Genomic DNA, 14729 nt, shown 5'->3' with positions numbered 1-14729 from the left:
TATTAAAAATCTTTTACCGGCAAGAAGGTAAAAGTAAGGTCTACGCCGAGGGGCGGTACCTCCAATTCGACACCGGCCAAACCTATGCCAAGCAGATCAATGTTGGCTGGTATGACGAGAGAGTCAGGGTTGCGAACTTTTAGAATCAGGCGACCATCGTCAACAAAACGTAACGGCCCTTCCAAGGTGACTCCGGTTATTTTTTTACTGCGGATGTCATGCCCAAGTTCAATGATTAGTCGTGGTTCCAGTTCTGGTGCATCCACCATGAGATCAAACGTGGTGCTAAACCAGGGGCCATCAGGGGTTCGGGTGATATAGCCAGTAATGGGCTGATTGTTTTCATATGCCAAGCGAAGCACCAGGGGGCCGGTGTCTAACGGTATTGTGATTAATCCCAGTGCACGGGCTTCCAGAAACACACTCGTCGTTGGGAGAACAGTGGGGAAGACTTTGGCAATGACGGCGCCGGTGACTTCATTTGATGTCATTGGGTCGCTGTCGATGAGGCGTCGGTTGATGGTGACATCCGGCTCATACTGGCTTACCCCGGCTTGCAAGGCGCCTGACCCGACAAAGGCAAATTTCTTTTCCGGGCAATCGTCGCCTATACCACAGCCAATGTTGGCATGGGTTATTACTCCCGATTTGTTTTTTAGCCTAAGCTGTAGGTAGTTGGCATCGGCAATGGCACCGCCGTTACCATCGGGTACCGCACCTTGCTCGTTGTCATCGATACTAAGATTAGCGTTAACATCCGCAACCGGCAGAGAGCGTAACGACACACGGGTGATCCGGTCCTCTTCCCCTGTTACAACGAAGTGATTGGTTAGGTCTGGACCTCCTTCTCTAAGCTCTGGGGCTGAGGAACTGGACTGAGAGATTTGACGTGTTTGTAGCGGTGCACCATCGGTTGAACATATGGCATTGGTGCCACAAACAGGCGAGTTTTGCTCGGAGTGCAGGGTGTAGCGATAAAGCTCGCCAATCTGCCACGGGTTGTTCGGGAGAAACTCTATTCGCTGGGCAAGCACCTTGAGACGACCATTGATGGGGTCCCATGCGTTATTGTTGGTATCGAAGTGTTCAACAACAAAAGTCTGATCATTAACCGTGTCGCCGTCGATACTGCGGCTAAAGATGACTCGAATACTAAAATCCTTGAACATATTCGGTACAGGATAGAGCGGGTCGCTATTTTTACCTCCTACACATCGGCCATTGCGCCAAGTCTCTCTTTCGCCGGTAAGATCGACATCGGTTAACGCACAGGGGTAACCGGGAAAAACAGCAGCGACAAGTGGTGCACGTAGCTCATTGGTGCTGCCATTGGGAAGCACGAAGTCCGGTAGGCGGATGTTGAGTGTCTGGTCCTGGTTGAGCGGGTTTCCCTGCGTATCTCGGAGCAGGCTGGTGAGGGTGACCTCGACGTCTTTTCCGTGTTGAAGGATATCTCCTCCGATGATGATCGTGGCTCCATCGTGACGTATTGGGTACGTCTTTACTACATCATCAACAGAAACCTGTACGGCACCGTCAAGGAACACCGAAGCTGGGTCTAATGGTTTGTTGAAGTTCAGGATAACGGGGTCACCAGGCCTTGCATTGGGTTGGAACGTTTCTCCCGGTGCCCAAGACTGAAGCTGCAAGGGTCGAGTGTCTTGGCTTGGGGCAGGCGCTTGGCGCTGGTTTTGATAGGCCTCCATGCGGAATGAGAGCAGACCGGATGCCTTCTCCAGGCCCAGTACATCAGGTTCAACCACACTGACCGCATCCAGTACTAGTACACCATCCTTTACAACGGCTAAACCCGCTACCTGCACATTAAGCAGGTTCTGGCTGAGAGCCGCATTGGGCTCTTGACCTGCTGCAGTCATTGCTGCGTCCATATTAAGCAGGGCATAGCGGGGAACCGATGGGGAATCACTGAATGGATTCGGGATCAGATACCCATTAGCGTCGCTGAGTATCGTGATGGTGACTTCACCGGTTTCCAGCCCGGACGGTATTTCGCCCAGTATATTGACGTCCACGGGGGTGCCTCGGAGTACGGAACCAGCGGGTACTCGCAGTGGAACGGCATTAGGAAAGTTGGGAGCAAAAGCCAGATCTGCAGCTAGATCCCCGCTCAACCCGGTAAATGATTCATCTCCCAGCACAAAGGATTGTACTGGCACCTGATTGATCGGGTTGCCGGTTAAAGTTGACACTAGTCCAGGTTGCTCAGCTCCAAGACTGCCAACTTTTAGAACGGATGTAGCACGGGGAAGAGTGGCTTCCGGAACAAAAGTCCGATTGTACTCCGGCAACTGTTCACCGGTAGTCTGGGCCCGCAGCCCAGCAATCGTTAGTGTGTGTTCCACAGGTTTCAGATCCTGGTCAGGATCCAGTGTCAGGTAACGACCCTGCAAAAATAGCGATGCGGGAACCAACTTGCCGAGGTTGTCACGAAGTTGAACCGATCCGGTTTCGCCATATGCTGTGCTGGTCGGATCAACCGTTTGGTTAAACGACATCCTGAAGGTGCTCATGTCGTTGGGATGGCTGGCATCATCAATCGGCTCTAGCAATGACGGTTGGTCTAGAGGAGTGGCTGAAAGCAGGGTGAAAGAGCCGCTTCCCATGGTTTGCGATGCGCCGGCTTGACTGCCTGCAGTCCGAAACCGAACGCGGGCCACGGAGTTATCATCAATGGCTCCAAGGCCATCATCGTTGACAACCAGATGGTACGCTTCCGCCGGAGCCAGCCGCGATTGAGGATACAGGGCCAGGCCTCTGCCATTGTCTACCACCTGATAGTCAACCATGACGGTATTCCCATCAGTATCACTGACCAGCTGTAGGCGTGAGTCAATGTCATCAATAACCTCTTGCTCAAGTGCAGAGGAAAATCGCAGGATTACTGGCGCGGTAGCTGGAACCTCGGTCTGGCCAGGATAAGGGTAAGAAAAAATTAATGTCTCTGGTGTGCTCCAGGGATTGCTTACATCGCCCTGATCGCCACCGCACCCGGTCAGAAGGGCTGCTATGGCGACCGCCAGACTAATCAGAAACTGGTGGATTGTGATGGGGTTATTATTCATTGCTCTTCTCCTGGTATTAATCGCATGCCTGTTGTTAAAACTTTAGCGACAGGGAGGAAGAAAATACGTTTATTTCACCATCAGCCCTTACCGTTTCATAAGGGGCTGGATCGGTGGAAGAGTTGATGGAGGTCAATTCGAAATCAGCTTCATCCAGCATTTGATACTGGTAAGCGAAGGAGAGTTCTAATGGCATATCTATTATTGGCGCGCTGGACAGACGGTAGCTGGCACCCAGACCGAAAACCTTTTTATCGGTGTCAAGATAGTTAACGTCCTGGGATCGGCTGGATTTTAAAGGTGAGTCCTCCAGGGCTGCGCCGGCAAAGAGTTTCATGGACTCCGACCACTGATAGCTAACGCCAATTCGGGGAATGGTGATGTCGTCAAACGCTAGATTAGCCTGATCGCGAATAGTATCGTCGGCAAACTCGCTTTCAAGCGCAGACCAATTGTGCTGCTCAATGCCTGCCGTCAATTCGAATTTGCCAACGGGAAGCAAAATGGCTGCGCCGAGAACTTCAGGTTGATAGGTATCAATTGTACTAAGCGCTAGGCTCAGGCCTGGTTCAGGGATAACTCCCGGCACAACCACATTGGCATCCACGGATACCTCATAGCTACTTTCCCCCCGCCAGAAAAGAGCCAGCTCCATCTTATCCATTCCAAAAGGCATGCACTCGCTTGTACCGCAAAACATTTCTCCAGAGCGGATATTGATACCTAGTGCCGGTGATAGGGATGGAGAGGCTTCCAGGGAAAGTTTTTCAGAGTCTGTGTTGCCGCCAAGGTCTGAAACTGCTTCCAGGTTGGCTTTGGCCTGGAGGGTAAGACGTGCTGATGCGCCGACGTCAACGCCCCTCAGGACGTTGCTGATAGCGCCACCAAAGGCGAGATAAAGTGGCTGAGATTCATAGCGTAGAAACTGCCCTTTCTGGCTGGTATTGGCCTGATAGGGCAATAGGTTGGATGTGTATTGGTCTACACCCACGTTCAGGCCAAAGTAAATGGGCTTGTCGATGCTGGAAATGCCGGCGACGCGGCTTTTGAAGCCGATTAATAATAGTTCGGAACTGGTGTCAGAGAGGATATCATTCTCTCGCTCCAAAGGGTCTGTTCCTCCCAGTGATTTGGCACGTAATTCCTGGTCGCCATACTGCACAATGACTCCCAGTTCGCCCTCCGGGGAGCGGGCCATGGCGGCCGGGTTGTAGTACACCGACCAGCTGTTGGATGCAAAAGGACTGAATGCCAAGGCAGTGCCGGCATTCATCGGGCCTAGCCCATAAGTGCTCGCTCCGTCGCCAGCACCGCCAATAGCCAAGCCGGGTGAGAGCAATGCTGTAGTGCACGTGAAGAAAAGGAGAGGTAACCGTTTTGTTTTTTTTGCAGACATTTCAGGCTCCTAAAGGGGGCTGTTCTGGTTATAGATGGTGAGTTGTTCTGATTTTCTGTTTGTTTGGTTAAACAACCAATATTGGTCTCAGGCTTAGCTGTCTGTGTCCATGACTGTAATGACGTTGTGCTCTGGCGCTCCGGTAATGTCACACATTAATGCGTGACGCCCAGTCGTCGTCTATGACGAGATGCAGTGTTCTGTTGCTGACCAGGCATGGGTTATCGAGTGGTGTAACGCCTCCTGGGCAGCGCTAAAGCGCACGGTCAACTGGATCTGGAGAGCTCTGCTGGCGTGACATGTACAAGCAGGCTCCACACTTTCTCTGGCACAGTCACTGAGAATTGTTATCTGTTTGTTTTGCCGGAATGCCCTTCTCTGGCAGCTGGGGATGTGGCTCACAGGCTTGTCTCCCGCCGTCGTGTCTGCTGGGAGTGTGCCCGGCCAGTACACTGAACCGGTAGTGATCCATCGGTAAATGCTTGGCTCGCCACAGCATTTCCAGAGAGGTAGAGGGCCGCAGCATTGGCGCGTCACCATGATGGTCGAAGTAATAACTGTTCGACAGCGCGCAGTTGTGGTTAAGGAACACGGTGTTTTGCTGGCGTTTCTGGATATTGCGGAAATACGCGTCATGGACGGACTGACGTATTTCCACTTGGCTGGCTCCACGTCGGTTGGCTTCGCGAATACAGCGAGAGAGGTGGATGGCATTCCCTTCGACCATCTTGAAGTAAGAGGTGCCGATAAGGGCATAGGGACCGAGCATGATGTAAAAGTTCGGGTAGCCCGGAATGGTCAACCCTTCATAGGCCTGGTAACGGTAGTCATGCCAGAAATCGCCCAAATTGATGTTGTTGCTGCCGATGACGTCGAACGAGGGAATATTTCCTTTCTCGAAGGTTTTGTAACCGGTGGCGAGGATCAAGGTATCGATACGCCGTGAGCGGCCGTCCTGGGTGGTGATGCCGCGGGACGTAATACGCTTGATCGGGGTCGTGACAAGCTCAACGTTGTTTCGGGCAAAGGTTCGGAAATAGTCGTTGGAAAACGTTGGCCTTTTGCACCCGAAGCCGTATTTCGGTGTCAGTGCTTGCCACAGGTCCTGGCGGTTGGGCAGCTGTTCGCGCAGGTTGTTTATGCCCGCCTTTTCACACATGCGAACCAGCCAAGGGGCCTGCCGGTAATATATTGCGGAAAGCACCATCAGGGTTTCGCTGACGGTGTCGGTAGCGCCGCGAAGGCTGCGTTGCAAGCCCGGTACGGTTCGGAACAATACCTTGAGCCAGCCAGGCAGAGTCTGATCAGGCTTCTTCAGCACCCAGATGGGGGTGCGCTGGTAGACGTCAAGTTGACGAGCCTGGCGGGCAATTTTCGGAATCAGTTGCACTGCAGTGGCGCCAGTGCCTATTACCGCTACTCGCTTGTCACTAAGATCAAGGTCATCTGGCCAGCGTGCAGTGTGAATGACATTGCCCTGGAACGTATCAAGCCCTTCAATATCTGGCATCTTGGGTGATATCAAACCGCCACAGGCCGAGACAATATGGCGTGCACTAAGTCGCCTGCCATCCGTAAGATCGATCAACCAGACATGGCTGTCGAGATCAAAACGGGCGCTAGCGACTTCGACACCAAAGCGAATCAGTGGGTAGATGCCATACTTGCTTGTTACCAGTCTTGTATACTGGTAAAGCTCGTTTCCCGGCGCAAAAACGCGAGACCAATTTGCGTTTTGTTCGAAGGAAAATGAATAGGTAAACGAGGTAATGTCGACAGCGATTCCCGGATAACGGTTGTCGCGCCAGGTTCCTCCCACATCCTTGCTTCGCTCAAGGATCAAGATATCTTTGATGCCATCGGCACGCAGCTGGATTGCCGCACCAATTCCAGAAATTCCCGCGCCGATGATAATGACTTCATGATCAGGAGTAACGCTGGGACGAGGGTTATGGATTGCAACAGCAGCCATATTCATGATGCAACCTCAACTATGGCGCTATCGCTAGCATTGACCGTTTGGGATGGGGCTTTGCCGACGTTATTGCTGGTCAGATACTTTCCCAGAATTCGGACGATGGTAGGGAAGTCCTGCTTTGCCTCTGGTAGCAAAAAGGTGAATACGGGCCACACGTGCGGCATATCATCGCGCTCCAGAACCTGCACGGGCACCCCCGCATCTCGCGCGCATTGTGCTGCTGCATGGGTATCGTCGCGCAGACACTCTTCGCTACTGACAGTGAAAAGTAGAGGGGGCAAGCCGGTGAAATCCGCGGTGATTGGTGAGGCATACGGGTGAGCGGGGTCCGCGCCGGCCAGATAGATATCCGTTGCCACCTCAATCATGCCATGGGAAAGCATGGTATCGCTGTCGCTATTCGCCTGTCTGGACATCAGGGTGCCTCGCGCATCCGATGCCGGCGAAATGGCGAGGGCGCAAGCCGGCATTTTCAGCAGCTGATCACGGGCACGCAGCAATGTGACTAACGTCAGGTTGCCTCCCGCAGAGTCTCCTGCAATGACCACAGGGCGAGGGTCTGCGATCAGTTCACGATACACATTAAAGGCGTCATCCGTTGCTGCCGGGAAGGGGTGCTCAGGGGCTAGTCGGTAATCCGGAAGAAAGACCCGCGCATTCAGGGCGTGAGCCAAACGGCCACAAAAGTGGTGATAGGTATCAAGCCGCCCGCCGATGAAGGCGCCACCATGCAGGTAGAGTATGGTGATGTGTGGGTCTGCGGTGCCTAGCCAGTGGCCAGCTATTCCTGCAACCTTGCCTCGCTTGAGTCGCACTCCGCGTGGCAGCAGAGAGGGGGCCAAAGGCGCGTTCATCACCCTGCGAAGATGTCTTACCAGTTTGTCCGGGTCGCGTATATCACGCTTCATGCCGGCGCGAAAAAGTAGCTTCAAAATTGTTGTAGGAATGGAGGCCATATTGAATTCCTTGCGTGTTCCGTTTCCTCAAATGCGGTTTAATCAGCCAGCATTCTGTAAGCTTCGCCAATTGCGCGGGCGTATAGTCGTGGCGTCAGGCGTTTCAACCGCCAGGCAAGCCGGCCGTCAATTTGTGGCAGCATGTAAAGCTCACCTCGATCAAGGGCACTGAGGGTCTGTCGGGCCACCTGGTCGGCGTTGGTGAGGGCATAGCGGGTCATCGCTGAACGGGCAAAGTCACGGCGACGTTCAGGCAGGCGCCCATTCTCGACGATATTGGTCGGGACCACGGTTGGGCACAGGGCCGTGATTTTTACGCCGGTTCCGGTCAGTTCAGAAGACAGCGTTTCGGACAGGGCCAGTACCCCTGCCTTGGTGACGTTGTAGGCGGCCATTTCCGGGGCGGACCCGAATGCGGCAGCAGAGGCCACATTGATGATGCCTCCATAGCCCAGATCGCGAAGCTGAGGGGCAAAATAATGGCAGCCGTGAATAACTCCCCATAGATTGACGTTCATGCACCAGTGCCAATCTTCAAGTGACACCTCGCCGATTGGGCCACCGAGGCCGACGCCGGCGTTGTTGATTACCAGGGTTACCGGCCTGCCGAGCAAAGGCTCGGCATTTTCCGCCAGGTATGCCATCTGTTTTTCATCGCCGACATCACACCCCAGGGCTACCGCGTGAGTACCGAGTGCTCGCAGGCTGATCGCCACCTGTTCGGCGCGCTCTTCATTGATATCGACACACAGTACCGAACCGCCTCGACGGGCAACTTCGTAAGCAAAGCTACGACCGATGCCGCTACCCGCCCCGGTGATGACAGCTGCCGCCTGAGTTGACGGGTGCAAGGGTTTCTTTTTCATGCCTGCCCCCATGCGGGTTCAGGTTGTGGCGTTTCGAATGTACCGTGTACATTGTTGGCTCGGTGGTCTCTGAGCGCTTGATAGGCCTTATGAGGGTCGCCAGTTCTTTCGTAGGCGCGTTTCCAGATCCGGATTACATCACGGTTATCGTCATCCCACGGGTGGAAAGTGGGGGAGAAATAGGGGGGCACGCCAGCGAGTACCTTGGAAAGAATGCCGGGACGCCAGAACAGGACTTTGGTCATTTTGGCGGCGGACCACAAATTCAGAATTTGACGATCCTTGTAGAGCAGATAGGTCTGGTTGCCGATCATAATGGGGAAGCCCAGGGCAATGGCCAGTAGCATGCCACTGATACGCAGTCGGTAACTGCGGTAGCCACCACCACTGGCATCGACGAAGACGTCATAACTGACGCTCTTGTGCTCGGTTTCTTCGACAAAGTGCCAGTAGAGCATGGCACGCAAATCCGGGTGGGTTTCGTCAAACAGCTCCGGGTGCTCAAGCAGTACCGAGGAAATAATGGCCGTGAAATGTTCAAACGCCGCTGCGATGGAGCTCTGCATATCGTCACTGAGGCGGTGTTGGAGTTGCTTACGGATCAGCTTGAACACGCCTTCAACCTTGTCGATGGGAACCCCGTGTTGCACGCCGATGGCGTTCATTTCATCGTGCTCACGAGCATGAATGCGCTCCTGACGAATGAATTCTTTAGCTGCGTTCAGCACTTCTGGATCGTCAAGCTTGCCAAGCTGCCGTCTTGCAGAATTCATCACCCAGCGTTCACCGTCGGGGACGGCGGCGAGAATGGCATTCATCCAGTGAGTGGACCACGGGTCGTTGCGAAACCAGTGGCGAGCCACGTTTTCGATGTTCATGGGAAAGTGAATGTCACGGGTTACAACCTCGTCGTAACCAATCTTGCGGTTTGCCAGAGCCATTGGATCGCTCCCAAGTAAAGTGCATTCATTGGACTTTATTTGTATGACCAACCAAATTCAAGATTATAAGGTAGACAGCGTGTTTTTATCTGTATAGATCGAATAGTGCCATCGGCCAGGAAGGCTGGGCCGACTTTAAAAGGAATGCTAGAATCAAAGGCTTATAGTATGGGAGTGGCTTGTGGGAAGAAAGAAAAATCAGGTAACACCGGTAGCGCAAGCGGATCGAGAGTTTGTGCTCGGTGCTGCGGCACGTCTATTTCGTCAAAAGGGGTTCGATAAAACCACCGTTAAAGAAATTGCCGAAGCTTGTGACATGTTGCCTGGCAGCCTGCATTACCGTTATCCCTCCAAGGAAAGCATCCTGGTAGACCTGATGCGTCTTGCGCTTGAGCAAGCCTCCACAGCTTTGTCTGAGGCTATTCGGGGGGAGAGTGAACCACTTGAGCAGTTGCGTCAGGGCATTAATGCTCACCTTGAGTTACTGGTCGGCGGTTCGGATATGGTCTATGTGCTCCTTTTTGAATGGCGCTCCTTGCAGGGCCAGTCACGCAAGGAAATGATTGATCTACGAGACAGATACGAACTTCTTTGGTCTGCTATGATCCAATCCTTGTCCTCTCAAAACCTGATTCGTGCGGATGTAGATCGTGACCTTTTGCGCCTTATCGGCTTGGGAGCGTTAAATTGGGTCGCAACATGGTTTAACGAGGGCGGGCGGTATACCGTAAAAGATATCGGTGACTTTGTGTGGGTGGTAATTAAAGACGGTGTGCTCAAGCGCTAGACGATCTATTGAATGAGAAGTCATGACCAGCGCTGATTGCTGACTGTCAGCACGGCTTATGTGCCCGTCCTTTGTCTGTACTGATCAGGAGTCTGACCAAACCAGCGTTTAAACGCCCGTCTGAAGCTGGCAGTGTCATGATAATTCAACAGTGTAGCGGTTGCTTCGACCGAGAGCTGACTCTCGCATAAATAGCTTGCTGCTTGCCTGGATAGCACTTCATCGCGAATCTTTCTGAAGCTGCTGTTTTCTTTCTTGAGCTTCCGTGCAAGGGTGCGTTTGCTCATGAAGAGGGAGGCGGCGGCTTCATCTTCACTCAGTGTCCCGGGTGGTCGGGAAAGCATCATTTTCTGTAGCCGAGTCCGATAGTCCGGTTCAGGGTTCTGAAGGCGCGCAAGCATGGATTCGCACTGCTGAAAGGCCAGATGATAGCTTTCATGATTGGCTGATGCGTTCGGCTTTCGACATAACTCCATTGCTAATTTTAGTTTGAAGTGATTGCAGTCGAAGTAAACTTTGCCTGGTAAATACTCCCGGTACATGTCCTGGTAGACGGGGGCTGGATGGGGGAAATGAACCTCTGATTCATACAATGGGCGACCTACGATGAACTCGCCAATTTCAAAAAAAGCCTTGATCACAGTATCTGCCAAGCAGCGCTCCACGTCGTTGTCCATCGCTACCTGAAAGCTCACAACACATTCCAGATAATCCTCAGTGTTTTGCAAGTTCACCTGAATAAAGCTTGCTCGCGTAGGCAGGAAAGTGTGAACGGCTTGCAGCGCGGTATAAAGGTCGGGGCTGCTGTTAGCAACAAAGCCCATCACCCCATGGGTTGCCGGGGTGAGGCGCCTGCCCAACCGCAAGCCGAACTCTGGTTTACCGGATAGATCCAAAGCATTACGCAAGATCTGCATCTGTTGGGTTGCGGTGAGTCGACTCTCATCTTTGAGTAATTGCGTAACATCCACATCTGTTTTGCGCAGGAGTCGGGGCAGCTCTCGTGCACTCAGACCAAGTTCACGGGCGATAAGGCGTGAGTAGTTCGATGGGATATCAGCATCCACGCTTTGCAAGCTATCACTCTGCGTAGTTATTGCCATTAGCCTCTCCTCGGAAAGTCATTACTGTCTTTAAATGTCCCCGTCCTGTCAAGAAATGTCCTCGCTGGCATGCCGCTATATAGCCAATCTTCAGGTTAGACATAAATACTAGGAGACGCGCTGTGGGAAAAATTATCTTTATTGAACATGACGATACCGAGCATGTGACGGAATTCAGGGCGGGTTCTACGCTTATGCAAGTTGCGGTTGATAACGCCGTGCCAGGTATCGATGGTGATTGTGGCGGCGAGTGCGCCTGTGGTACCTGCCACATGATTGTTGCCGATGAGTGGTTCGGCAATACCGGAACGGTTGGTGACGCGGAAGAACAGATGCTGTCCATGACCCCGGAGCGGGCGAGAACCTCGCGTCTGGGCTGCCAGGTGGAAATTACTGAGGCGATGGACGGTATGACCGTGCATTTGCCTGAATTCCAGATGTAAGCAGGGAGAAAGCTATGTCAACAAAAACAAGCTCAAGCAATAGTTTGCAGACCAAGGTTTTCAACGTTTCGTCGAAAGTGGTGCCAATGCATTTTCAGATTAAAACCATGAAAATGTTGATGAAGGCAAAGAGAAAGGCCGTGGGTTCTCGCTCCACACAAATGGAGTTTGTCGAAACTCCCCTGCCTGATGTTAGCACCTTGGCACTGGAAGATATCGACACCAGCAACCCTTTTCTGTATCGACAAGATCAGTGGCGCGCCTATTTTAAGCGGTTACGAGATGAAGCTCCGGTACATTACCAGAAGAACAGTCCATTCGGGCCTTTCTGGTCAATAACGCGCTATGAAGATATTTTGTTCGTCGACAAGAGCCATGAACTGTTTTCCTCTGAGCCGCAAATTATTCTGGGTGATCCACCGGACGGACTATCGGTGGAAATGTTTATCGCCATGGATCCGCCCAAACATGATGTACAGCGCCGAGCGGTGCAGGGCGTCGTTGCTCCGAAAAACCTTAAAGAAATGGAAGGGCTGATTCGTTCTCGTGCGGCGGAAGTGCTAGACAGCTTGCCTCTGGATAAACCTTTCGATTGGGTGCCGGCGGTGTCCAAAGAACTGACTGGCCGTATGCTCGCTACGTTGCTGGATTTCCCTTATGAGGATCGTCACAAACTCGTTGAATGGTCTGATCGTTTGTCTGGCGCGGCATCCGCCACGGGTGGAGAATTTACCGACGAAGATGTCATGTTTGATGACGCGGCAGATATGGCGAGGGCGTTCTCCAGGCTGTGGCGAGACAAGGAGGCGCGACGTGCTTCCGGCGAAGAACCCGGTTTCGATTTGATCAGTATGCTGCAGAGCAACGACGATACAAAAGACCTTATCAATCGACCGATGGAGTTTATCGGGAATCTGGCTCTGCTTATCGTTGGCGGCAATGACACCACAAGGAATTCCATGAGTGGTGGTGTTTTGGCCTTGAATCAATTCCCCGAGGAATTCACCAAGCTGAAGGCGAATCCGGACCTGATTCCGAACATGGTTTCGGAAATCATTCGTTGGCAAACTCCACTGGCCAACATGCGTAGGGTCGCGACACAGGATGTAGAACTTCGTGGCCAGACCATCAAGAAAGGGGACCGGGTGTTAATGTGGTATGCCTCGGGTAATCGGGACGAACGCAAGTTTGATAATCCCGACCAACTCATTATTGATCGCAAGGACGCACGGAACCATATTTCTTTTGGCTACGGTATTCATCGTTGTATGGGTAACCGCTTGGCCGAACTGCAGTTGCGCATTTTGTGGGAAGAGCTGCTCAAGCGCTTCGAGAATATCGAAGTGGTTGGTGAGCCGGAGCGTGTACAGTCCAACTTCGTGCGCGGCTATTCCAAGTTGATGGTCAAACTGACGGAAAAAAATTAATGAAAGGTTTGACCGGACTGGCGACTGAAAAATTCGATTATATCGTTGTGGGGGCTGGGTCGGCAGGGTGTGCGGTAGCCAATCGTTTGTCTGAGAGTGGCCACTATACGGTGTTGCTACTCGAAGCCGGGCCAGAGAGTCGCCGCAACCCTTTCGTCAGCACGCCTCTTGGATTTTTGCAGTTGATGTTCAGTCGCCGTTTCAACTGGCAGTTCTATACTGAGCCACAGCGGCACATGTACGGTCGTTCATTGTTCCAGCCGCGGGGCAAGATGCTTGGCGGTTCGAGTGGGATTAACGCCCAAGTCTATATCCGTGGTCACGCCAGAGACTACGACGAGTGGGCACGGCAGGGGTGTAACGGTTGGTCATACGCCGAGGTGCTGCCGTATTTTCGTAAGTCAGAACATTACGAGCCTGAGATGGTGCCGGGTACAGAAGGCTTCCATGGTCAGGATGGCCCTCTCAATGTGGCGGAGCGGCGTTATACCAACCCGTTGAGTGCGGCGTTTGTCGAGGCAGCAGTACAGGCGGGGTATCGACGTAATCGGGATTTCAACGGTCCTGATCAGGAAGGTGTCGGTTATTACTACGCCTACCAGAAAGACGGCTCCCGTTGCAGTAATGCGCGTGCTTATCTTGAGCCTGCGGCGGGGCGATCTAACTTGACCATTTGCAGCGATGCACATGTTACCCGCGTGCTATTTGAGGGTGCTCGCGCTATTGGTGTCGAGTATCGTCACGCAAAGCGTTTGGTTAGAGCGCATGCCAGACGGGAGGTTGTCCTCTGCGGTGGTGCATTCAATTCGCCGCAACTGCTTATGTTGTCAGGCATCGGTCCCCGCGAGGAACTTGCTCGACATGGCATTGAGCTACGTCATGCACTGGAGGGGGTGGGGCGCAATCTCCAGGACCATATTGATGTTTTCGTCCGGGTCAAGGCACGCAGCCGCCATAGTATCTCGATGCACCCCAGCTACTGGTTGAACGGTGCGTGGGCCTTGCTGCAATACCTATGGGGCCGTCGCGGTGCACTGTCGAGCAACGGCGCTGAGGCCGGTGCGTTTATCTGTTCCCGGCCAGAGTCGCCGATGCCCGATCTGCAATTGCACTTCGGGCCAATGCTATACGCCGATCACGGACGTGACATAAGAACCGCAATGAGCGGTTATGGCTACATAGTGATGCTCTATGGGCTCAGGCCTTTGTCCCGTGGCCGTATTGGTTTACACAGTGCCGATCCTCTGGTAGCCCCGTTGATTGATCCCAACTATATGGCTGAACCTGCCGATGTCGAGCAGCTCGTTCGTGGGGTAAGGATTGTTCGTAAGATCCTGATGCAGCGTGCATTTTATGAGCACCAGGACGTAGAGCTTTCACCAAGCCAGTCCATACAGGAGGACGTCGATCTCGCCGACTGGGTGCGTCGCAACGGCGAATCGGCATATCACCCGGTCGGCACCTGCAAGATGGGGAGGGGGCCGATGGCTGTGGTGGATTCCCGACTTCGTGTGCACGGTTTGCAATCGTTGCGGGTGGTTGATGCTTCCATCATGCCAACACTGGTTGGTGGGAATACTAATCAGCCGGCGACCATGATCGGTGAGAAAGGCGCTGCGATGATTCTTGAGGACGCCGCGATGACAGGCGGTCAGGCATGATGTGCTTAGTTCGCTGGATATTACAGGTTCTTTTTCTTCACTAAGTTTTTGGTAAGTGGATAACTCGGTTACAGGACACATAGAAAGA

General features: G+C 53.0%; 11 protein-coding genes. 4 read left to right on the top strand and 7 right to left on the bottom strand.

All coding sequences use genetic code 11. The annotated features are described in order from the left end of the window. Positions 1-2: 2 nt before the first annotated feature. The 6 genes from ACMG4N_RS15705 to ACMG4N_RS15680 form a co-directional block, all read right to left on the bottom strand. Positions 3-3083 (bottom strand): Ig-like domain-containing protein, encoded by a 3081-nt coding sequence (locus ACMG4N_RS15705; protein WP_063509527.1) that lies wholly within the window; start codon positions 3081-3083, stop codon positions 3-5. Positions 3084-3117: 34 nt separating this feature from the next. Then, complete coding sequence (locus tag ACMG4N_RS15700) at positions 3118-4479, bottom strand: OmpP1/FadL family transporter (RefSeq protein WP_063509526.1); 1362 nt, start codon at positions 4477-4479, stop codon at positions 3118-3120. A gap of 334 nt (positions 4480-4813) precedes the next feature. Beyond that, a complete protein-coding gene (locus tag ACMG4N_RS15695; protein ID WP_414432364.1) occupies positions 4814-6457 on the bottom strand; it encodes a flavin-containing monooxygenase in 1644 nt (547 codons plus the stop codon). Further along, entirely contained in the window at positions 6454-7413 is a 960-nt protein-coding gene (locus ACMG4N_RS15690; protein WP_414432362.1) for an alpha/beta hydrolase, read from the bottom strand. Before ACMG4N_RS15690 ends, ACMG4N_RS15695 begins: the two co-directional genes overlap by 4 nt. Positions 7414-7451: 38 nt before the next feature. Then, positions 7452-8279 (bottom strand): SDR family NAD(P)-dependent oxidoreductase, encoded by an 828-nt coding sequence (locus ACMG4N_RS15685; RefSeq protein ID WP_008930238.1) that lies wholly within the window; start codon positions 8277-8279, stop codon positions 7452-7454. Next, positions 8276-9220, bottom strand: a complete 945-nt coding sequence (locus ACMG4N_RS15680; RefSeq protein WP_008930237.1) for a metal-dependent hydrolase — start codon at positions 9218-9220, stop codon at positions 8276-8278. Before ACMG4N_RS15680 ends, ACMG4N_RS15685 begins: the two co-directional genes overlap by 4 nt. Positions 9221-9401: 181 nt before the next feature. Between ACMG4N_RS15680 and ACMG4N_RS15675 the strand changes: the two genes are divergently transcribed. Then, on the top strand, positions 9402-10007 hold the full coding sequence (locus ACMG4N_RS15675; RefSeq protein WP_063525805.1) for a TetR/AcrR family transcriptional regulator: 606 nt from the start codon (positions 9402-9404) through the stop codon (positions 10005-10007). A 56-nt stretch (positions 10008-10063) separates the two neighbouring features. On the opposite strand, the gene ACMG4N_RS15670 is transcribed toward ACMG4N_RS15675, so the two are convergent. Then, positions 10064-11110, bottom strand: coding sequence for an AraC family transcriptional regulator (locus tag ACMG4N_RS15670; RefSeq protein ID WP_035233471.1), 1047 nt, complete (start codon positions 11108-11110; stop codon positions 10064-10066). Between the two features lie 122 nt (positions 11111-11232). On the opposite strand from ACMG4N_RS15670, the gene ACMG4N_RS15665 reads away from it, so the two are divergent. The 3 genes from ACMG4N_RS15665 to ACMG4N_RS15655 are packed head-to-tail and all read left to right on the top strand — an operon-like array spanning position 11233 to position 14641. After that, complete coding sequence (locus ACMG4N_RS15665; RefSeq protein ID WP_008930234.1) at positions 11233-11553, top strand: 2Fe-2S iron-sulfur cluster-binding protein; 321 nt, start codon at positions 11233-11235, stop codon at positions 11551-11553. 14 nt (positions 11554-11567) lie between these two features. Then, positions 11568-12980 carry a cytochrome P450 gene (locus tag ACMG4N_RS15660; RefSeq protein WP_414432360.1) on the top strand — a complete coding sequence of 471 codons (1413 nt, stop codon included), beginning with the start codon at positions 11568-11570 and terminating at the stop codon, positions 12978-12980. Continuing rightward, positions 12980-14641: a GMC family oxidoreductase gene (locus ACMG4N_RS15655; protein ID WP_414432358.1), complete on the top strand. Its 1662-nt coding sequence runs from the start codon at positions 12980-12982 to the stop codon at positions 14639-14641. Before ACMG4N_RS15660 ends, ACMG4N_RS15655 begins: the two co-directional genes overlap by 1 nt. Positions 14642-14729 lie beyond the last annotated feature (88 nt).

The organism is Alcanivorax sp. IL2 (assembly GCF_047495475.1).
GTDB lineage: Bacteria > Pseudomonadota > Gammaproteobacteria > Pseudomonadales > Alcanivoracaceae > Alcanivorax.
Note: the sequence above shows the minus strand (reverse complement) of the source record. Positions and strands in the feature narration are given on the sequence as shown.